Source organism: Cryobacterium sp. AP27, assembly GCF_056680495.1.
The window spans coordinates 869,777-889,019 of the sequence record NZ_CM155285.1 but is presented as its reverse complement, the minus strand read 5'-3'; the positions used below and the strand labels follow the sequence as shown (position 1 = coordinate 889,019).

The window sequence follows — 19,243 nt, the reverse complement described above, 5'->3', positions numbered from 1 at the left end:
CGGCGCTCGCTACGGTAACCGGCGTAGCGACCACCGACATCGGGGGCGGTGACGGGTCAGGCCTCTGCGGCACGCTCCAGGGCGATGGCCGTGCGGATGGCACCGCGGGCGCGGCGGCGGTCCCCGGAGGCGTCATAGGCCAGCCCGAGGCGCAACCAGACGCGCCAGTTGTCGGGTTCGGCATCCGCTTCTGCCTTGTACTGCGGGAACTCGGCGTCTGCCGCCGCACGGATCGGACGTCCGCTCGCGCGCCGCGGAAGATCGTCGACCGGGAGGCCGCCCTGCTCCCCGAGCAGACGCACGAGCCGTTCGGATCGCATGCCGAACATGATCTCCCTGGCCAGCGCCCAGAAGCCGATGATCGGGAGCACGAGCAGCGACACGCCGATCACGACTCCGACCGGTTCCCCGCTCTGCATGAACAACACCGCCCGCCAGCCCATCAGCACGAGGTAGAGCACGAGCAGCAGCGACATCAGAACAACGGCGATGCGGCCCTTCATACGGCGGCTCCGGGGGTGAGCCCCAGATCGACGATCTGGTCAAGTCCGACGGTCACGCCGCGCGCCTCGCGCGTGGCGGCGAGGGCGAGCAGGATTCCCTTGATGTAGGCATCCGTGGACAGCGTGTTGTGGCTGATGGTGAGGGTCTCCCCCGTGCCGCCGAGAAAGACGTCCTGCCGCGCCAGCAGTCCTTCGAGGCGCAGGCTGTGCACGGGAACGTTCGACACCTGCTGGCCCCGAGCGCGCTGGTCGGTGTGCGGCGCCGACACGGGGCCGCGGCCGGCACGAGCGGCACCGATGAGTTCCGCGGTGCGCACGGCCGTTCCGGACGGCGAATCGACCTTGCCGGCCTGGTGGGCCTCCACAATCTCGATCGACTCGTAGAAGCGCGCGGCCAGCGCCGAGAAGGCGGTTGCGAGCACGGATCCGATGGAGAAATTGGGGATGATGATGACACCGACATCGTCCCGATCGGCCAGGCGATGCGCGAGCGACCCGATGCGGTCCTGTGACCAGCCCGACGTTCCCACGAGCACCCGCAGGCCATGGTCAAGCGCGAAGTCGACGACGCTCTGGCTCACTCCGGGTCTGGTGAGATCGAACGCAATGTCGGCGCCGATCATCTCGTCGAGCGAACTCGTCGAGTTCAGCTGAGCCGCCAGCTCATACCCCTCGGTCCGCTCAATGAGCCCGCACACCAGGCGCCCCATCTTGCCCGTTGCGCCGATTACGGCCACCCTCGTTGTCATACATCCAATCTATCAAGCCGCGGCGGGGGCGGCCCACGGCGACCTCGCCCCGTGTGTGTCGCTACTTCAGGAGATCCGGCCGTCGGCATCCGCTCTGCCGCGTGTTTGCGGAGTCGACAGACGCCCCGGCACGCGGATCTCCTGACGTAGCCACGGACGCTCGGGGAACCGAGGGCAGGGGCCCTAGCCTTGGGGCATGCCCTTCTTCACGGATGTCCCGGTGTCTGACCCGCGTGCCGTCGCCCTGCTCACCGAGTACTTCGGCGACCGGGAATTGTCCTTTCCCGCTGCGCAGGGGAAATACCGGCCGACGTATCCCACGCCGGAGCAGTTCGTGCCGCCGCGGGGCGTGTTCCTGCTGCTGATGGACGGTGATGATCTCGTCGGGTGCGGCGGCATCCGTCGCCTCGGAGACACCCCGGACGGCACGGCGCGCTTCGAGGTGAAGCACGTGTGGCTGCGGCCGGTCGCGCGGGGACGCGGGTGGGGACGGTTGCTGCTCACGGAGCTGGAGCGGCGGGCGGCGGGCTTCGGCGCGGCCGAGGTCGTGCTCGACACGAACGCGAGCCTGGAGTCCGCCGCGGCGCTGTACCGGCGTTCCGGCTACGTGAGCATCGCGGCGTACAACGACAACCCCAATGCCACGAACTGGTACCGCAAGGCCCTGCCTCCGGCCTAGAACATGAAAGTTTCGGGCAGACCGGTGCGCAGTTCGACGGGGAGGTGGCCGAGGTCGTTGTGGGTGACGAGGGTCCACGGTCGGCCGGGCTTCTGCTGCAGAACGGTGAGCCCGCAGTGTGCCTGATTGATGCCGACCCAGCGCCAGTCGGGCGCGCCGAGCACCTCACGCACGAACCACGCGATCACGAAGTTGTGTGTGATGAGCAGGTCATGGCGCTGGCTGCGGCGGGGCTGCAGGAACTCAGCGACGGCGTCCTCCATCTGGGCACGTCCGGCGTCAATGTCTTCCTCGGTGACCGCACCGAAAAAAGGATCGTAGGCCGACGGGGTTTCCGGTGCCCGGCCCGACGGAATGCAGTCCATCAGCAGCGGCGAGGGCTGCGACGTGAGGGACGGCAGCCGTTCGGCGATGATAGCCGCCGTTTCCTCGGCCCGCTGCAACGGCGAATGCCAGGCGCCCGTGAAGGGCACGCCGCCGAGCCGCTCGCCGATCAGCTGCGCCTGCCTCTTGCCTCTCGGCGAGAGGGGGCCGTCCTGCATTCCGTGCTCGGCATCCATCTGCTCGCCGTGGCGAACCAGGTAGAGATACTGGGACATCTTCGACCCTTTCATTGTGTGCGCCCAGGGTCAGGCGAGGTTTGCGTGGGACTGGTCAGGAGACGACGGGAACGATCGAGGCGAAGGTGTCCTCGGCGAGGGCACCGACCGCCACGATCGAGACGGGCCCGCGCACGAGCTCCGCGGCCAGCTGCCGCACGTCTTCCGCCGTGACCAGGGCGAGGCGCCGCAGTGCCTCGTCGAGGTCGGAGAACTCCCCGAGGGTGATTTCCGAACGCCCGAGGCGCGACATGCGGGTGTCCGAGTCTTCGAGGGCGAGAGCGGATGCCCCGGAGAGCTGCCCGGCGGCGCGGCGCATCTCTTCATCGGTGACCCCATGTTCCGCGAGGCGGTGCAGTTCGCTCAGCAGGAGCTCGGCGACCTGGCCTGCCTTGGCCGGTGAACATCCGGCGTACATGCCGAACAGCCCCGCGTCGGAGTAACCGGGCGCGAAGGAGTACACCGAGTAGGCGAGGCCGCGCTTCTCGCGCACCTCCTGGAAGAGCCGCGACGACATGCCTCCGCCGAAGATGGAGTTCAACACGCTCATCGTGACCCGTCGGTCGTCCGTGGCGAGGATGCCCGGCATGCCGATGAGCAGGTTCGCCTGCTCCAGGGGGCGGTGCACGATCGTGACGGATTGTCCCTGGGTGATGGTGGCCGGCACGTCGGCGCGACGAACCACGGGGGTCGCCGGCACGCTGAGGTCCCAGCCGGCCAGTTCGAGGGCGCGCACGACGCCGGCGACGAGCTCATCGTGATCGACGGCACCGGCGACGGTGACGACAAGGTCCTGGGGCCGGTAGTTGGCCTGGTAATGCTCGTGGACGGCGCTGCGGGTGGCGCCGCGGATCGTCTGCGGGCTGCCGCCGATCGGGCGGCCGAGCGGATGCCCGCCGAGCACGGCCTCGAAGAAGCGTTCGTTGGCCACGTCGGCCGGATCGTCGTCGGCCATCGCGAGTTCTTCGAGAATGACCCCGCGCTCGGTTTCGAATTCATCCGCGTCGAGCGTGGACGACGTGAGCATGTCGGTGAGCACTTCGACGGCCATCGACAGGTCGCGGTCCTGAACCTTGGCGAAGTAGCAGGTGTATTCCTTGGCGGTCATGGCGTTGTGCTCGCCACCGACCTCATCGAAGGAGATGGCTATGTCGAAGGCGGTGCGGGTGGGCGTGCCTTTGAACAGCAGGTGCTCGAGGAAGTGCGTCGACCCGAAGTGGCCCGGGAGCTCATCCCGGGAGCCCACAGCCACCCAGTAGCCGATGGTGAGGCTGCGACTGCCGGGAACCCGCTCACTGAGAATTCGCACACCACTCGGGAGAACGGTGCGCCTGACCAGCGAATCACCGGCCGCTCGAAAGGAGAGTTCGGGTACGTCGAGGGGAAATTTAACTGCACCGTTCATATTCGATCAAGCTTACGGCAGCCCCAGCGGGCCGACGCCTGCGCGTCGATATGCCGACAGACAAGTCTGTCTAGTCTGTGCTACAGTCTGGGAATGCGGTTCCGGTCGACCCCTGTCTCCCCCGACGGAACACCCAGAGAACCGCTTCCGAGAATCAAGGAGTTGACCATATGACTGAGTTGACGGACACGCTGGCCAAGCCGGCCACCCACGCAAAGGTGCGGATCCTTGCCACGGCCGATCGTCTCTTTTACGCGGAGGGTGTACATACGGTCGGTGTTGACCGCATCATCAGCGAATCCAAGGTGACGAAGGCAACGTTCTACAAGTACTACCGCTCAAAGGACGCCCTGATCGTGGTGTACCTGCAGGGTCGGGACCGCATTGCCCGGGATTTCCTCACGTCCGTCGAGAAGCGCTACGACACGCCTGAGCAGCGTCTCCGCGGCGTCGTGGCCGAGATTTCCACGCAGGTCACCCGGCAGGGCTTTCACGGCTGCCCGTTCATCAACGCGGCCGCGCAGTTCGCCGACCCGAACCATCCGGTTCGCCAGGCCGTCACGGCGCACCGCGACTGGTATGGGGCCGCCGTGGAGGACCTGTTTCGTGGAATGGGGCACCCGCGTCCCGGCGATGCCGCCGACGACTTCTTCCTCGCGCGCGACGGCGCCTTCGCGGGGGCACACCTCGGCGATCCGGTCGGCGCCCACACGGCCCTGCTCCGGTCAGTTCAGCGCGTTCTGAACGAGACGGACGCCTGACCGCGCAGTCGCCCCGCCCGCGTTCGTGCGCTGTCGGCCGCGCTGGCCGCGTGACGCGGCGAGTTTGACCCGAGGTGAACCGGCCTATGTGGACAACCGGTCCAGGTCGAGCACGTCGCTGCGCGCCAGACGCAAACCCGCCGCCGCGACGAGGGCCTCCACCTGGTCGGGGTGACCGGCTCCGGCAACGGGTGCGAGCACGCCGGGCCGGGTGAGCAGCCAGGCGAGCGCGATCGTCGCGGGCTGCACGTCGTGGTCCGCGGCAATGCGATCCAGAAGCCCGATCAAACGCAGGTTCTTGCGGTTGAGATACCTCGCGGCACGCTGGGACCGGGTGTCGGTGCCGACATCCGCTTTGTTGCGGTACCGCCCGGCCAGAAAACCGTGCGCCAACGGGAAATACGGCATGACGGCCAGGCCCTGCGCCCGGGTCACCAGCGCCAGCGACGCCTCGAACAAGGGTCGGCGCACGAGGCTGTACTCCGTTTCGAGGGCGCTGAAGCGGGGAAGGCCGTTGGCGGCCAGTACTCGCGCCTCCATCAACCGTTCAGACGAAAAATTCGACGCCCCGAGGTAGCGCACCTTCCCGCTCTGCATGATGGTCGCCATGGCCCCCAGGCTTTCCTCGAGCGGAATCCGCGGGTCGTCGCCGTGAAAGTAGACCAGGTCGAGGTAGTCGGTTCCGAGACGTCGCAGGGACGCGTCGACGGCACCCATGATGCTGCGGGCGCTGAGCCCGGGATTGTCCAGATTGCGGCCGATTTTCGTGGCGATGACCATTCTGTCGCGGCCGCCGCGTCGGCCGAGCCACGCGCCGATCATGGTCTCGCTGCGACCGGCCGAGTAGCTGTCGGCCGTGTCGAGGAAGTTCCCCCCGAGGGACGCGTGCTCGTCGAGGATCTTTCGACTGGTTTCGCCGCTCACGGTCCAGCCGAAAGAACTGCAGCCGAGGGCGAGCGGATGCACACGCAGCGTGGTCTCGGGCATGTACCGGCGGCAGGGACTACACCCCACGTCGCGGTCCGTGACGTGTTCGCTGGAGCCGGCGCGGACGGGCGGCGGCTCTCCCATGATCGCGTGGGCCCCCGTGGGGTGGGACGGGCGCAATACGGCCAGTCGGGACATCCGTGTCTCCTCGCTCTCGGGGTGAGACTAACCCCGATCACACCCCAAGTCAGGCAAGACGCGACAATATGACGCAAAACGTGGCCAAGTCGACACCATTCATTCGGTTCACCCGCCGCCCCGCAGCATTGCGGGCAGCAGGCCGCGGGGCGCAAGTTAGGGTAGTAGGGAGAGCGAATTCGTGCGGAAGCCGATGTAGGGCCCACTTTTGGCCTGCCGAATCATTCGCCGGAAAGCACTAATGACTCAACTTGCTGACGTTGCCAACCCCGACGTGCCCGTCGAAGCCCGACGCCGCCGCACCTTCGCGGTGATTTCGCACCCGGACGCCGGAAAATCGACCCTGACCGAGGCACTGCTTCTGCATGCCAGGGCCATCACCCACGCCGGCGCCGTGCACGGCAAGGCCGGGCGCGGCGGTACCGTGTCCGACTGGATGGAGATGGAAAAGGCCCGCGGAATCTCCGTGACGAGCGCCGCCATCCAGTTCGAATACGACGATGCCGTGATCAACCTGGTCGATACTCCCGGGCACGCCGACTTCTCCGAAGACACCTTCCGGGTGCTCTCCGCCGTGGATGCCGCGGTCATGCTCGTGGACGCCAACAAGGGGCTCGAGCCGCAGACCATGAAGCTGTTCGCAGTGTGCAAGCAGCGCGGCCTCCCGGTGATCACCGTGATCAACAAGTGGGACCGTCCCGGGGCATCCCCTCTCGCCCTGATGGACGAGATCCAGAACCGCACCGGCCTGCTGCCCACGCCGTTGAACTGGCCCGTCGGCGAGGCCGGCAACCTACGCGGCGTGATGGATCGTCGCTCCGGGGACTTCCTGCGCTTCACGCGCACCCCCGGCGGCATCAAGGCGGCCCTGTCGACGCGGATGAGCGCGGCCGATGCGGCCGCCGAGGAGGGTGTGGAGTGGACGAACGCCACCGACGAGTCCGAACTTCTCGACGTGGAGGGCCAGAACCACGATTCTGAACTGTTCCTGGCCGGCGACACCACGCCCGTTCTGTTCTGCGCGGCCGTGGCCAACTTCGGCGTTCAGCAGCTGCTCGACACGCTCGTGGAGTTCGCGCCGCCGGCCGAGGCCCGCCCCGACATCGACGGCGTTCCCCGGCCCGTGGCCTCCGCTTTCTCCGGGTTCGTGTTCAAGGTGCAGTCCGGCATGAACACCGCGCACCGCGACCACGTCGCGTATGTGCGCGTGTGCTCGGGCGAGTTCCGCCGCGGCATGATCGTGACGCACGCCGCCACCGGGCGACCGTTCGCCACGAAGTATGCGCAGCAGCTGTTCGGCCGCGAACGCACCGTGATCGACCAGGCCTGGCCCGGCGACATCGTCGGCCTCGTGAACGCCTCGGCGCTGCGCGTGGGCGACTCGATCTTCGAGGACCAGCCGGTGGAGTATCCGCCGCTTCCCCTCTTCTCCCCGGAGCATTTTCGGGCCATCCGCCCGAAGGACAGCAGCAAGCACAAGCAGTTCCGCCGTGGGATCGAACAGCTCGACCACGAGGGCGTCATCCAGGTGATGCGGTCGGAGGTTCGGGGCGACCAGTCCCCCGTGCTCGGCGCCGTCGGTCCCATGCAGTTCGAGGTCGTCGAAGACCGGATGGTGCACGACTTCCACGCGGATGTTCGCATGGAAGCGCTTCCGTACCAGGTGGCCAGGCGCACGGACAAGGCCAGCGCCCTGCTGCTGGCCCCGATGAGGCAGGTGGAGGTGTTCACCCGGTCCGACAACACCCTGCTCGCCCTGTTCAGCACGCCGTGGCGCCTGCAGGCCATTCACCGGGAGAACCCCGACCTCGTGCTCATCGACATAGCGAACGCCACCGCCGACGACTTCCGCTAGTCGCAGCCGCGCGTCTGGTCGCTAGTTCAGGAGATCCGCCACAAACGGATGCCGCTGCCCGCCGTCCGGTGCGGGGGCTGGGCGCTGCGCGCCCGGATCTCCTGAACTAGGAACAGGGCGGCGGCATTCGCCGTGGCGGCAGAAAACCGGCCGCACCCCGAAGGGCACGGCCGGCTGTGTGTGACGGTGTCGCTTACGCGTCGACGACCACCGAGGTGATCAGCGGGCTGCGACGGTACTTGCGCTGCATCCACCGGCTCACGGACGAGGTGAAGAGGTCCTCGAGCTCGGCGCCGTTGACGGTCTTCACCCGGTTGGCGACCTTCATCGCTTCGTCGATGACCTTTGTCGCGCCGCGAACCCACTCGTCGTCGTGCACGAAGCCGCGAGCGAGGAATTCGACGGGCTCGGCGAGCAGGCCCGTCTTGGCGTTGAGGATTCCGAGGATGGTGATGGTTCCGTCCTCGGCGAGGCGACGACGGTCTTCCATCGCGGCTTCGGATGCGCCTCCGACGGTCATGCCGTCGACGAACACATAGTCGGCAGCGACACGGCCGGTGATCGAGGCACGGCCGTCGATCAGGTCGATGACGACGCCGTCCTCGGCGATGAGAACACGGTCCTCCTCCACACCGGTCTGCACGGCGAGCTCGGCGTTGGCCTTGAGGTGGCGCCATTCACCGTGCACGGGCATCACGTTGGTGGGCTTGACGATGTTGTAGCAGTAGACGAGCTCGCCGGCGCTCGCGTGGCCGGAGACGTGCACCTTGGCGTTGCCCTTGTGCACGACGTTGGCGCCCCAGCGGGTCAGCCCGTTGATGACGCGGTAGATCGAGTTCTCGTTTCCGGGGATCAGCGAGCTCGCGAGCAGAACGGTGTCGCCCTCGCCGATCTTGATGACGTGCTCACGGTTGGCCATGCGCGAAAGCGCCGCCATGGGCTCTCCCTGCGAGCCGGTGCAGATGAGAACGACCTTGTCGTCCTTCATGCGCTCGAGCGCCTTCATGTCGACGATCAGGTTCTTGGGAACGTTGAGGTAGCCGAGCTCAGTGGCGATGCCCATATTGCGAACCATGGAGCGGCCGACGAAGGCGACCTTGCGGTTGTGCTTGACGGCGGCGTCGATGACCTGCTGGATGCGGTGCACGTGGCTCGCGAAGCTCGAGACGATGATCCGGCGCTGGGAGGTGCGGAACACGGTGTCAATGGCCGGTCCGATGTCCTTCTCGGCGGTGGTGAATCCGGGAACCTCGGCGTTGGTCGAGTCCGTCAGGAACAGGTCGACGCCCTCTTCGGCCAGGCGCGCGAAGGCACCAAGGTCGGTGAGACGCTTGTCGAGCGGGAACTGGTCCATCTTGAAGTCGCCGGTGTGCAGCAGAAGGCCGGCCTCGGTGCGCACGGCGATGGCCAGCCCGTCGGGGATGGAGTGGTTCACCGCGATGAATTCGAGGTCGAAGACGCCGACGGTGCGGCGTTCGCCCTCCTTGACCTCGATGAAGTTCTGGCTGAGGCGGTGCTCCTGCAGCTTGGCGGCGAGGAACGCGAGGGTCAGCTTGGCGCCGATCACGGGGATGTCGCCGCGCTCCTTGAGGAGGTAGGGCACCGCACCAATGTGGTCTTCGTGGCCGTGCGTGAGCACGATGGCCTCGATGTCCTGCAGGCGGTCACGCAGGATCGAGAAGTCGGGCAGGATCACGTTGATGCCGGGCTGGTTGTCCTCGGGGAAGAGAACGCCGCAGTCGATGATGAGCAGCTTGCCCTTGTGCTCGAAGACGGTCATGTTGCGACCGATTTCGCCCAGACCGCCAAGCGGAGTGATGCGCAGGCCGCGCGAGGGCAAGGCCGGAGGGGCGGACAGGTCAAGGTCGTGGGTACTCATGAAACTCTTTTCTCTTGTGCGGTGGTGCAGGTCTCAGCATGAGGAGACGCAGGAATCCAGGGGTCTTTCACCGGGAAACCAGCGAGGTGAGTCGCATGAAGTTCAACCGGATGCCTGGCCTGAGTCAGAAAAATGGCGGGCACGAAGCCGTGCGTTGTGCCACTAGCTCTTCCAGTGTACCGGGGCCGGGGAAACCCCCGCACCGGGCGCACGACGAGAGGGCCCCGCCAACCGGCGGGGCCCTCTTGATACAGCTGTTGCGGGTCAGGCCGCGCGGCGACCAAACGTCCTGCCGGTCGACGACACGTAGCCACCCGCCTGCTCGTCGTGGCTCTGGTGGGTGACATACCCGGTGCCGATGGCTGTCCGGCGAGCGGTGAGGCTCACGTAACCGGTGGTGTCATCGGCGTGGAGGCTGTTGCGTGAGACGTAGGAATTCATGGTGCTCCTTATGTTGCTGCGGAAGCCGAACGGAACCGGGAAGCCTGGAGAAACACGGATGCTGCTCACACTCTGGGGCTCGGACGGCGGGAAGTCTGCGCTGCGCCGCGCGGGCCGGAACCGCGGGCTCACAATGAGCCTCCATCGATTCCGGGTGTCAGTCGAGAGTACGTCGTGTGTCCGAAAAACGTGCGGAAACGGGCCGATGGCCAGCGTCTGCACAGACGGCACACAGGCCCGGACGATGTGCTCGCAGGCACCGTGCAGCTGCCTCGCAGCTGCGGTCGAACCCGCGGCGATACGATCGGGGCATGGACAGCTCTTCTCTCTACGAGATTCCCCTCACCCTCATTGACGGCACCGAGACCACGTTCGGCGAGTTCCGCGGCAAGACCGTTCTCGTCGTCAATGTGGCGTCGAAGTGCGGCTTCACTCCGCAGTACGCCGGCCTGGAGGCGCTCTACGAGAAGTACGCGGCCGACGGCCTGGTCGTTCTCGGCATGCCGAGCAATCAGTTCATGGGCCAGGAACCGGGCGGCGAAGACGACATCGCGGCGTTCTGCGGCCTGACGTACGGGGTGACGTTCCCGATGTCGGCCAAGGTCGACGTTCGGGGAAAGCACCAGCATCCGCTGTTCGCCGAACTGACCAGGTTCAAGCGCGGCCTGCTGCCCGGGCTGGTGAAATGGAACTTCGAGAAGTTTCTCGTGAACTCCGACGGCCGGGTCGTTGACCGTTTTGCCTCCACGGTCGAACCGGAGTCTGCGGAGATCGTCACCGCGATCGAGAACGTCATCGCCGCCCCGTCAGCGGCGTAGCCGACGGGTACGCGCCGACCGGCGCACGCCGCTCAGCTGTCGGCGCGCCGCACGACGGTCTCGGCGTGCCGCAGCACGGGGCCGTCAATCATCCGGCCCTGGAATTGGAACACTCCCCGCTCGGTCACGGCCGCCGCGAGCAGCGCCCGGGCGTGGGTGACGGCGTCGGCCGTGGGAACGTAGGCCTCGCGAATGACTCCCACCTGACTCGGGTGGATGCAGGCGGTGGCCGTGAAGCCACTGGCCACGGCATCGGCGGCCTCGACGGTCAGCCCGGCCGTGTCGGGTATGTCGAGGTACACGGAGTCGACGGCTGCCTTGCCGGCGGCGCCGGCGGCCAGCAGAACCGTGCTGCGGGCGTGCCGTGCCACATCGCGGTAACGCCCGGAGCCGTCCCGACTCGACGTGCCGCCGAGGGAGGCGATGAGGTCTTCGGCACCCCACATGAGGGCGACGACGTTGCTCGCCGCGGCCAGCGCGGGCGCACCCTGGATGCCTGCGGCCGTCTCGCACAGGGCAATGACCCGATATGCCGCGAGCGCGGCCATCTGCTCGGCCGTCTCCGCCTTCGCGCACATGACGAAGCGGTACTCCGTCTGGTCCAGCGCGGCGACGTCGAGCGCGAAGTCCGGGGTTCCTACCGGGTTGACGCGCACAATCGTTCGATCCGGGTCGAGCGGATGCTCGAGGAGAGCGGCCCGGGCGTCCCCTTTGGCCGCCGGTGACACGGCGTCTTCCAGGTCGATGATCACGGCGTCGGAGCGCGCGGCGGCCTTGTCGAATCGTTCCGGCCGGTCGCCGGGGCAGAAGAGCAACGCCGGGCCGAGCGGAAACATCACGGTGCGGCGTCCTTGCACCAGACCATCACGGTGCGCACCGCCGTGGCGACCACGTCGTTGTACTGGTTCAGGCCGGTGTGGGTGAGGGTGATGATGCCCTGACCGGGTCGGGACGCCGACATCCGCTTACTGGTGACGACGGTCTCCGCGTAGAGGGTGTCCCCGTGGTGCATGGGGTGCGGGAACGTGACTTCGCTGAAGCCGAGGTTGGCCACGATCGTGCCCTGGGTCAGCTGGGCGACGGATGCCCCCACGAGCGTGGACAGGGTCCACATGGAGTTCATCAGGCGCTCGCCGAAGGGTTGGGTCGCGGCCCAGGCCGCATCAAGGTGCAGTCCCTGCGTGTTCATGGTCATCGTGGTGAACAGGACGTTGTCGGCCTCGGTTGCGGTGCGACCGGGGCGGTGCTGGTAGCGCACCGCCGGGTCGAATTCCTCGAAGAACAGCCCACGCTGCACGATCACCTGTCGTTCGTCTTTCATCGGGTGCCCTCCGCCGGGGTCAGGTCTACGGTGAGCGCGGCGCCGGTAGCGGCGATCACCTGATCCACGGTCACTCCCGGTGCCGTTTCGCGCAGCACGAGCCCGTCGGGGAGCACCTCGATCACGGCGAGGTCGGTGATGATGAGGTTGACGCAGCCCCGGCCGGTGAGCGGCAGACTGCACTGTTCGACGATCTTCGGTTGCCCGGTCTTGTCGGTGTGCTCCATCATGACGATAAGGCGTTTGGCACCGAAGACGAGGTCCATGGCGCCGCCCATCCCCTTGACCATCTTGCCGGGGACCATCCAATTGGCGAGGTCGCCGTTGGCGGCCACCTCCATGGCGCCGAGCACGGCCACGTCGACGTGGCCGCCGCGCACCATGCCGAAGGATGCCGCGGAGTCGAAGAAGGCCGCTCCGGTGTTCACCGTGACCGTTTCCTTACCCGCGTTGATGAGGTCGGGGTCGATGTTTTCCTCGGTGGGGTACGGGCCGACCCCGAGGATGCCGTTCTCGGAATGCAGCACGACTTCGATATCGTCCGGAATGTAGTTCGGGATCAGGGTGGGCATGCCGATGCCCAGGTTGACGTACTGGCCGTTTTCGAGCTCGGCGGCGACGCGTGCCGCGAGTTCGTCGCGTGTGAGGCTCACGAGGTTCCTTCCTCGGCTGCCGGTGCGGCGGAGACGGTGCGGCGTTCGATCCGCTTCTCCACCTGGCCGACGACCACGACCCGTTGCACGAAGATGCCGGGGGTATGAATGCTGGCGGGGTCGAGCTCGCCGGGTTCGACGAGTTGTTCCACCTGGGCGATGGTGATCTTTCCGGCCATGGCGGCGAGCGGGTTGAAGTTCGCGGCCGCCGCGTGGAAGACGAGGTTGCCGTAACGGTCGCCCTTGAGCGCGTGGACGAGGGCGAAGTCGGGCGTGACGGAGCGTTCCATCACGTAGTCCGCGCCGTCGAAGGTGCGTACCTCCTTGGGTTCCGAGGCGAGGGCCACGGTGCCGTCGGAGTGGTACCGCTGCGGTAGGCCGCCCTCGCTCACCTGGGTTCCCACTCCTGCGGGGGTGAAGAACGCCGGGATCCCCGCGCCGCCGGCGCGGAGCTTTTCGGCGAGCGTGCCCTGCGGGGTGAGTTCGACCTCGAGTTCACCGGACAGGTACTGCCGGGCGAATTCCTTGTTCTCCCCCACATACGAGCTGACCGTGCGCCGAATCCGGTGGTCGGCCAGCAGCCGGCCGAGCCCCCAGCCGTCGACACCGCAGTTGTTGCTGATGGTTTCAAGTTCGCTGGTTCCCTGCTCGTGCAGTGCTTCGATGAGCACCTCGGGGATACCGCAGAGCCCGAACCCGCCGACGGCGATGCTGGCGCCGTTGGGTATATCGGCCACCGCCTCCGCCGCGTTGCTGACAACCTTGTCAATCATTCAGTTCTCCCGTTCGGCGTGCGTCGACTACTGGTTGTGGAGCTGCTGGGCGCTAGCTGGCGAAGCCCAGCGACCGGGAGATGACCATGAGCTGCACCTCGGTCGTGCCCTCGCCCAGTTCCAGGACCTTCGAATCACGATAGTGCCGTGCCACCGGATTCTCGTTCATGAAGCCGTATCCGCCGAAGATTTGTGTGGCGTCCCGGGCGTTGTCCATGGCCGCCTCACTGCCGACCATCTTGGCGATCGAGGCCTCCATCTTGAAGGGCTTGCCGTTGATCATTTTCAGCGCAGCGTCGTAGTACGCGAGGCGGGCGGTGTGCACGCGCGCCTGCATCCGGGCGATCTTGAAGGCGATGTGCTGGTTCGAGCCGATGGACCGGCCGAACACGTTGCGGCTGTTCGCGTAGCGGATGGATTCCTCCAGGCAGCCCTGCGCGGCTCCGGTGCACAGTGCGGCGAAGGCGATGCGGCCCTCGTCGAGGGTCTGCACGAAGTTCGCGAAGCCGCGGCCGCGCTCGCCGAGCAGGTTGGCTTCGGGAACATGCACGTCCTCGAACAGCAGCGGGTGCGTGTCGGAAGTGTGCCACCCCACTTTGTCGTACGACGGGAGCGCCGTGAACCCGGGGGTGGGCGTCGGCACGAGGATGGCGGTGAGTTCCTTCTTGATCGAGCCGTTGGTGCGCGTGGACTCCCCGGTGACCGCGGTGACCGTGACCAGGCGGGTGATGTCGGAACCCGAGTTGGTGATGAACTGCTTCGTGCCGTTGATCACCCATTCGCCGTCCACGAGTTCCGCGGTGGTCTTGGTTCCCGCGGCGTCGGAGCCGGCATCCGCCTCGGTGAGGCCGAACGCGGCGAGCGCCGAGCCACTGGCGAGGCGCGGAACCCATTCCTGCTTCTGCGCCTCGGTGCCGCTGCGGTACACCGGCATGATGCCGAGTCCGACGCCGGCCTCGAGGGTGACGGCGATGCTCTGGTCGGCGCGGGCGAGCTGCTCAACGGCGAGGCAGAGGGCGAAGTAGTCCTTGCCCTGGCCGCCGTACTCCACCGGGAACGGCAGTCCGAACAGTCCCATCTCGCCCATCTCGGCGATGATGCCGTACGGGAGGCTGCGTTTCGTGTCGTATTCGTACGCGGCGGGGGCCACGACGGTGTCGGCGAAGTCACGAACCTTGTCGCTCAGGGCTTGGTATTCGGGGGTGAGTTCGTAGCTCATTCTGTGGCTCCCTTGTCTGAAGTCTGGTCTGGCGTAATGGTGGCGACGATCTGGTCGAGTTTGACGAGGTCGCCCGGCTTGACGTTCACGGTGACGAGTCCTGCGGTCTCGGTCACAAGTTTGTGTTCCATCTTCATGGCCTCGACAACGAGGATGGTCTGGCCGGCCTCGACCGTGTCACCGCTCGCGGCGTTCACGGCGATGACGGTGCCGGGCATCGGCGAGCGCACGTCGGGGCTGACCGCTCCGGGCGCCCGATCGCGGCTGCGCAGGTGTTCGGCGAGCTGTTCCGCACGGGAGCGGTTCCGCAACTCCATCGTGAAGCCGTGGGCGCCGATGTGCAGTTCGGCGCCGCGCTGCGCCACCGCGTAAACGCGGGTGATCCCGCGGTAGGCGACGCTCACCGTTCCGTCGGCGGAGACGCAGAGTCCGGCCGCGACCGGGGAGCCGTCTCCGACCGTGACGGATGCCCGGCCGGGCTCCCCGACGACGCCGACGGTCACCGAGTCGGTTGCGGACACCCCCAGGCAGTAGCGGCTGGCCCGCGCCGCGCCGAGCCGCCACCCGGTGGGGCGAGCCCAGACGCCGTTCGCCTCCGCCTCGGTGGACGCGCTCAGTGCCCGTTCGTGCAGGAACAGCGCCGCCGCCGCGAGCAGGTGGTCGTCGGCCCCACGAAAGGCGAGGGTCGGCAGGCGTCGTTCGATCAGGCCCGTGTCGAGGTGGCCCGCGCGCACGTCGTCGTCCTGCAACAACAGGCGCAGGTACTCGATGTTCGTGTGCACCCCGAGCACCACCGTGTCGCCGAGGGCCCGGTCGAGCCTGGTGAGCGCCTCCAGGCGGGTGGGCGCCCAGGCGATCACCTTGGCGAGCATCGGGTCGTAGTGGGAGGCGATCTCGAGGCCGTCGGTCAGTGAGCTGTCCACGCGGATGCCGTTGCCGGTCGCTTCACGCAGCCGCAGTACCGTGCCGGTGGTGGGCAGAAACCCGCGCTCCGGGTTTTCGGCGTAGACGCGTGCCTCCACGGCATGGCCGGTGAGGCGCACGTCGGACTGCGTCACGGTGAGTGCCTCCCCGCCGGCGATGCGCACCTGCCAGTCGACGAGGTCGATGCCGGTCACCATTTCGGTCACCGGGTGTTCCACCTGCAGCCTGGTGTTCATCTCCATGAAGAAGAACTCGCCGGGAGCGGCATCCGAGACCAGGAACTCCACCGTGCCGGCGCCGCTGTAGCCCACGCTGCGGGCGGCGGCGCAGGCGGCCTCGCCGATGCGGGCGCGGGTGGCCGGATCGAGCAGTGGTGACGGGGCCTCTTCGATGACCTTCTGGTGGCGGCGCTGAAGCGAGCACTCGCGCTCACCCAAATGGATGACGGCACCGTGGTTGTCGGCGAGCACCTGCACCTCGATGTGTCGGGGCGTGTCGATGAGGCGTTCGATCAGCAAGGTGTCGTCGCCGAATGCGCTCTGCGCCACGCGCCTGGCGGTGTCCAGCGTCGCCGCGAGGTCTTCTTCCCGGGTGACGACGTGCATCCCCTTGCCGCCGCCGCCGGCCGAGGGTTTGATCAGCATCGGGTACCCCACCTCGCCGGACGCGGCAATGAGTTGCTCATTGTTGAGGCCCGCCTCACTGATGCCGGGGATGGTGGGGACCCCGTAGCCGGCCACGTGGTTCTTCGACGCGATCTTGTCGCCCATCATGGTGAGCGCGTGCACGCTCGGCCCGATGAAGACGATGCCCGCATCGGAGCAGGCCTGCGCGAAGGACTGGTTCTCGCTCAGAAACCCGTAGCCGGGGTGGATCGCCTGGGCGCCGGTTTTGGCGGCGGCGTCGAGCACCGCTCGAACGTTGAGGTAGCTGTCGGCGGCGGCCGGGCCGCCGAGGCGCACCGCGGCATCCGCCAGCACCACGTGACGGGCGGTACGGTCGGCGTCGCTGTACACGGCGATGGAGCGGATGCCCCGCTCGCGCAGGGTGCGGATGATGCGGCACGCGATCTCGCCGCGGTTGGCGACGAGGACGGTGTCGAAGTGGGTGATCTGTGGCTCTGTCATGGTGTCGCTCACATCCGGAAGAGGCCGAAGGCGGAGTCGCCGAGCGGCGCAGTGGCGCAGACGGAGAGGGCGAGGCCCAGCACCGTGCGTGTGTCGGCAGGGTCGATGACGCCGTCGTCCCAGAGCCTGGCGGTGGAGTAATACGGGCTGCCCTGCCGCTCGTAGGTGTCGACGATCGGCTCCTTGAAGCTGCTTTCGTCCTCGGCGGACCATTCGTCGCCGCCGCCTTCGATCTGTTCGCGTTTCACGGTGGCGAGGACGGATGACGCCTGGGCGCCGCCCATCACCGAGATGCGGCTGCCCGGCCACATCCACAGGAACCGCGGCGAATAGGCCCGGCCGCACATGGAGTAGTTGCCGGCGCCGAAGGAACCGCCGATGACGACGGTGAGCTTGGGCACGCGGGCGGTGGCGACGGCGGTGACCATCTTGGCGCCGTTCTTGGCGATTCCGCCGGCTTCGTAGTCGCGGCCCACCATGAAACCGGAGATGTTCTGCAGGAACACGAGCGGGATACCCCGCTGGTCGCAGAGTTCAATGAAGTGCGCGCCCTTGACGGCCGACTCGGAGAACAGGACTCCGTTGTTGGCGACGATGCCGATCGGGTGACCGTGCAGGTGCGCGAAGCCGGTGATCAGGGTCGTGCCGTATTCCTTTTTGAACTCGTGGAAGTCGCTGCCGTCGACGAGGCGCGCGATGACCTCGTGCACGTCGTACTGCCCCTGCACGTCGGTGGGCACGGCCCCATACAGTTCGTCCTCGTCCGCGACGGGGTCGACAGTGGGGATCACGTCCCACGGCGCCGCGGCCGGGCGCGGCAGCGTGGACACGATGTCGCGCACGATCTGCAGGGCGTGCTCGTCGTTCTCGGCGAGGTGGTCCGTGACGCCGGAGGTGCGGGCGTGCAGGTCGCCGCCGCCGAGTTCCTCGGCGGTGACGATTTCGCCGATCGCGGCCTTCACGAGCGGCGGGCCGCCAAGGAAGATCGTGCCCTGGTTCCGCACGATCACGGTCTCGTCGCTCATCGCGGGCACGTAGGCGCCGCCGGCGGTGCAGGATCCCATCACCGAGGCGATCTGCGGGATCTTGGCCGCGGACATCCGGGCCTGGTTGTAGAAGATGCGGCCGAAGTGGTCCCGGTCGGGGAAGACCTCGTCCTGCATCGGCAGGAAGGCGCCGCCGGAATCGACGAGGTACACGCAGGGCAGGCGGTTCTCGAGCGCGATTTCCTGCGCGCGCAGGTGCTTCTTCACCGTCATCGGGTAATACGTTCCGCCCTTGACGGTGGCGTCGTTGGAGATGACAAGCACGAAGCGTCCGTGCACGAGGCCGATTCCGGCGATCACGCCGGCTCCGGGGCTGTCGTCGTTGTAGAGGCCGGTCGCGGCGAGCGGTGCGATCTCAAGGAACGGGCTGCCCTCATCGAGCAGCTGGTCGATGCGCTCCCGCGGGAGAAGTTTGCCCCGGGCCAGGTGGCGCTGCCGGGACTTTTCGGGGCCGCCGAGGGCGGCGCGGGCAAGGCGTGTCTTCAGGTCGACGACAAGCGCGCGCTGGGCGGCGTCGTTCGTCTGGAACGCCTGAGTAGTGGAGTCGAGCTGACTCGCGAGTGTCTCCATCGACATCTTCCCGTTGTGAAGCCGGATGGCCCGGATTCAAGTACAGTTAGTGTTCACTAACTGAAATTCAGGTTAGTCAGTATTAACTGGGAAGTCCAGTCAGAGACCTCACGCAGTCACAGAGTACAGGGAGAGCAGATGAGTAGCGCGGTCGAGTCTCCCGCCACACCCCGCAGCCGGGCCAAGGCCGATCGGCGCGAGGCTCTGCTGGGCGCCGCCGCGACGCTCTTCGCCCGCTCGGGCTTCAACGGCGCCTCCATTGAAGACCTCGGGGCGGCCGCCGGTGTGAGCGGGCCGGCCGTGTATCGGCACTTCAGCGGCAAGCAGGCCGTTCTCGCGGCGCTGCTGGTCGGCGTGAGCGAACACCTCGTCGCCGGCGGGCAGGGAGTCGTCGACGAGGCCACGGATGCTCCCTCGGCGCTCGGCGATCTCGTGCGGTTCCACATCGATTTCGCCCTGACCCACCCGGACGTCATTCGGGTGCAGGACCGGGACCTCGACAGCCTCGCCGAGGAGGACCGACACCTCGTGCGCGCCCTGCAGCGCCGCTATGTGGAGCTGTGGGTGGAAGTGCTGCGGCGCGTGCATCCCGAGGTGAGCGAGGTTCTGCTGCGCATTCGCGCCCACGCCACATTCGGGCTGCTCAACTCCACTCCGCACAGCGCTCGCGATTCCTCCGAGGCGGCCGTGCGTGACCTGCTTGAGGAAATGGCCCTCGCCGCGCTCGGCATGCCGGGCTCCTGACTCGAACCTTGACCTCGAGCGCGCTCCAGGGAGGCGTAAGCGCGGACATTTT

At 67.3% G+C, this 19,243-nt stretch carries 19 protein-coding genes; 5 read left to right on the top strand and 14 right to left on the bottom strand.

All coding sequences use genetic code 11. The features are described from left to right. Nucleotides 1-56: 56 nt before the first annotated feature. Nucleotides 57-503 (bottom strand): hypothetical protein, encoded by a 447-nt coding sequence (locus tag AC1MB9_RS04085; protein WP_479963769.1) that lies wholly within the window; start codon nt 501-503, stop codon nt 57-59. Next, nucleotides 500-1,252, bottom strand: a complete 753-nt coding sequence (gene dapB, locus AC1MB9_RS04080) for a 4-hydroxy-tetrahydrodipicolinate reductase (protein ID WP_479963768.1) — start codon at nt 1,250-1,252, stop codon at nt 500-502. Before dapB ends, AC1MB9_RS04085 begins: the two co-directional genes overlap by 4 nt. A 196-nt stretch (nt 1,253-1,448) precedes the next feature. On the opposite strand from dapB, the gene AC1MB9_RS04075 reads away from it, so the two are divergent. Next, nucleotides 1,449-1,931, top strand: a complete 483-nt coding sequence (locus AC1MB9_RS04075; protein ID WP_479963767.1) for a GNAT family N-acetyltransferase — start codon at nt 1,449-1,451, stop codon at nt 1,929-1,931. Here the strand turns inward: AC1MB9_RS04075 and AC1MB9_RS04070 are convergent. Together AC1MB9_RS04070 and AC1MB9_RS04065 are read right to left on the bottom strand one after the other, a co-directional pair. Then, complete coding sequence (locus AC1MB9_RS04070; protein ID WP_479963766.1) at nt 1,928-2,530, bottom strand: histidine phosphatase family protein; 603 nt, start codon at nt 2,528-2,530, stop codon at nt 1,928-1,930. The genes AC1MB9_RS04075 and AC1MB9_RS04070 overlap by 4 nt on opposite strands. A 55-nt stretch (nt 2,531-2,585) precedes the next feature. Further along, a complete protein-coding gene (locus AC1MB9_RS04065) occupies nt 2,586-3,935 on the bottom strand; it encodes a M16 family metallopeptidase (protein ID WP_479963765.1) in 1,350 nt (449 codons plus the stop codon). A gap of 170 nt (nt 3,936-4,105) precedes the next feature. Between AC1MB9_RS04065 and AC1MB9_RS04060 the strand changes: the two genes are divergently transcribed. Continuing rightward, nucleotides 4,106-4,696, top strand: a complete 591-nt coding sequence (locus AC1MB9_RS04060) for a TetR/AcrR family transcriptional regulator (RefSeq protein WP_479963764.1) — start codon at nt 4,106-4,108, stop codon at nt 4,694-4,696. 84 nt (nt 4,697-4,780) lie between these two features. On the opposite strand, the gene AC1MB9_RS04055 is transcribed toward AC1MB9_RS04060, so the two are convergent. Next, nucleotides 4,781-5,821, bottom strand: a complete 1,041-nt coding sequence (locus tag AC1MB9_RS04055; protein WP_479963763.1) for an aldo/keto reductase — start codon at nt 5,819-5,821, stop codon at nt 4,781-4,783. Nucleotides 5,822-6,062: 241 nt separating this feature from the next. Between AC1MB9_RS04055 and AC1MB9_RS04050 the strand changes: the two genes are divergently transcribed. Then, on the top strand, nt 6,063-7,676 hold the full coding sequence (locus AC1MB9_RS04050; protein WP_479963762.1) for a peptide chain release factor 3: 1,614 nt from the start codon (nt 6,063-6,065) through the stop codon (nt 7,674-7,676). A 193-nt stretch (nt 7,677-7,869) separates the two neighbouring features. Here the strand turns inward: AC1MB9_RS04050 and AC1MB9_RS04045 are convergent, their stop codons facing one another. After that, entirely contained in the window at nt 7,870-9,555 is a 1,686-nt protein-coding gene (locus AC1MB9_RS04045) for a ribonuclease J (protein ID WP_479963761.1), read from the bottom strand. 264 nt (nt 9,556-9,819) lie between these two features. After that, nucleotides 9,820-9,996, bottom strand: coding sequence for a hypothetical protein (locus AC1MB9_RS04040; protein WP_479963760.1), 177 nt, complete (start codon nt 9,994-9,996; stop codon nt 9,820-9,822). Nucleotides 9,997-10,307: 311 nt separating this feature from the next. Between AC1MB9_RS04040 and AC1MB9_RS04035 the strand changes: the two genes are divergently transcribed. Continuing rightward, nucleotides 10,308-10,814, top strand: a complete 507-nt coding sequence (locus tag AC1MB9_RS04035) for a glutathione peroxidase (RefSeq protein WP_479963759.1) — start codon at nt 10,308-10,310, stop codon at nt 10,812-10,814. A gap of 32 nt (nt 10,815-10,846) precedes the next feature. Here AC1MB9_RS04035 and AC1MB9_RS04030 read toward each other — a convergent pair whose 3' ends face one another. From AC1MB9_RS04030 to AC1MB9_RS04000, 7 genes are read right to left on the bottom strand one after another with little or no spacing between them, the layout of a single operon-like run. Then, a complete protein-coding gene (locus AC1MB9_RS04030; RefSeq protein WP_479964576.1) occupies nt 10,847-11,650 on the bottom strand; it encodes an HpcH/HpaI aldolase/citrate lyase family protein in 804 nt (267 codons plus the stop codon). Further along, entirely contained in the window at nt 11,650-12,135 is a 486-nt protein-coding gene (locus tag AC1MB9_RS04025) for a MaoC family dehydratase (RefSeq protein ID WP_479963758.1), read from the bottom strand. Before AC1MB9_RS04025 ends, AC1MB9_RS04030 begins: the two co-directional genes overlap by 1 nt. Next, nucleotides 12,132-12,788 (bottom strand): CoA transferase subunit B, encoded by a 657-nt coding sequence (locus tag AC1MB9_RS04020; RefSeq protein WP_479963757.1) that lies wholly within the window; start codon nt 12,786-12,788, stop codon nt 12,132-12,134. Before AC1MB9_RS04020 ends, AC1MB9_RS04025 begins: the two co-directional genes overlap by 4 nt. Continuing rightward, nucleotides 12,785-13,561: a CoA transferase subunit A gene (locus tag AC1MB9_RS04015; RefSeq protein WP_479963756.1), complete on the bottom strand. Its 777-nt coding sequence runs from the start codon at nt 13,559-13,561 to the stop codon at nt 12,785-12,787. The genes AC1MB9_RS04020 and AC1MB9_RS04015 overlap by 4 nt, the downstream gene beginning before the upstream one ends. Nucleotides 13,562-13,613: 52 nt before the next feature. Next, nucleotides 13,614-14,780, bottom strand: coding sequence for an acyl-CoA dehydrogenase family protein (locus tag AC1MB9_RS04010; protein ID WP_479963755.1), 1,167 nt, complete (start codon nt 14,778-14,780; stop codon nt 13,614-13,616). Then, complete coding sequence (locus tag AC1MB9_RS04005) at nt 14,777-16,831, bottom strand: acetyl/propionyl/methylcrotonyl-CoA carboxylase subunit alpha (protein ID WP_479963754.1); 2,055 nt, start codon at nt 16,829-16,831, stop codon at nt 14,777-14,779. The genes AC1MB9_RS04010 and AC1MB9_RS04005 overlap by 4 nt, the downstream gene beginning before the upstream one ends. An 8-nt stretch (nt 16,832-16,839) precedes the next feature. Beyond that, nucleotides 16,840-18,447: a carboxyl transferase domain-containing protein gene (locus tag AC1MB9_RS04000; RefSeq protein WP_479964575.1), complete on the bottom strand. Its 1,608-nt coding sequence runs from the start codon at nt 18,445-18,447 to the stop codon at nt 16,840-16,842. 138 nt (nt 18,448-18,585) lie between these two features. On the opposite strand from AC1MB9_RS04000, the gene AC1MB9_RS03995 reads away from it, so the two are divergent. Then, entirely contained in the window at nt 18,586-19,191 is a 606-nt protein-coding gene (locus AC1MB9_RS03995) for an SACE_7040 family transcriptional regulator (protein WP_479963753.1), read from the top strand. The last annotated feature ends 52 nt before the right edge of the window (nt 19,192-19,243 follow it).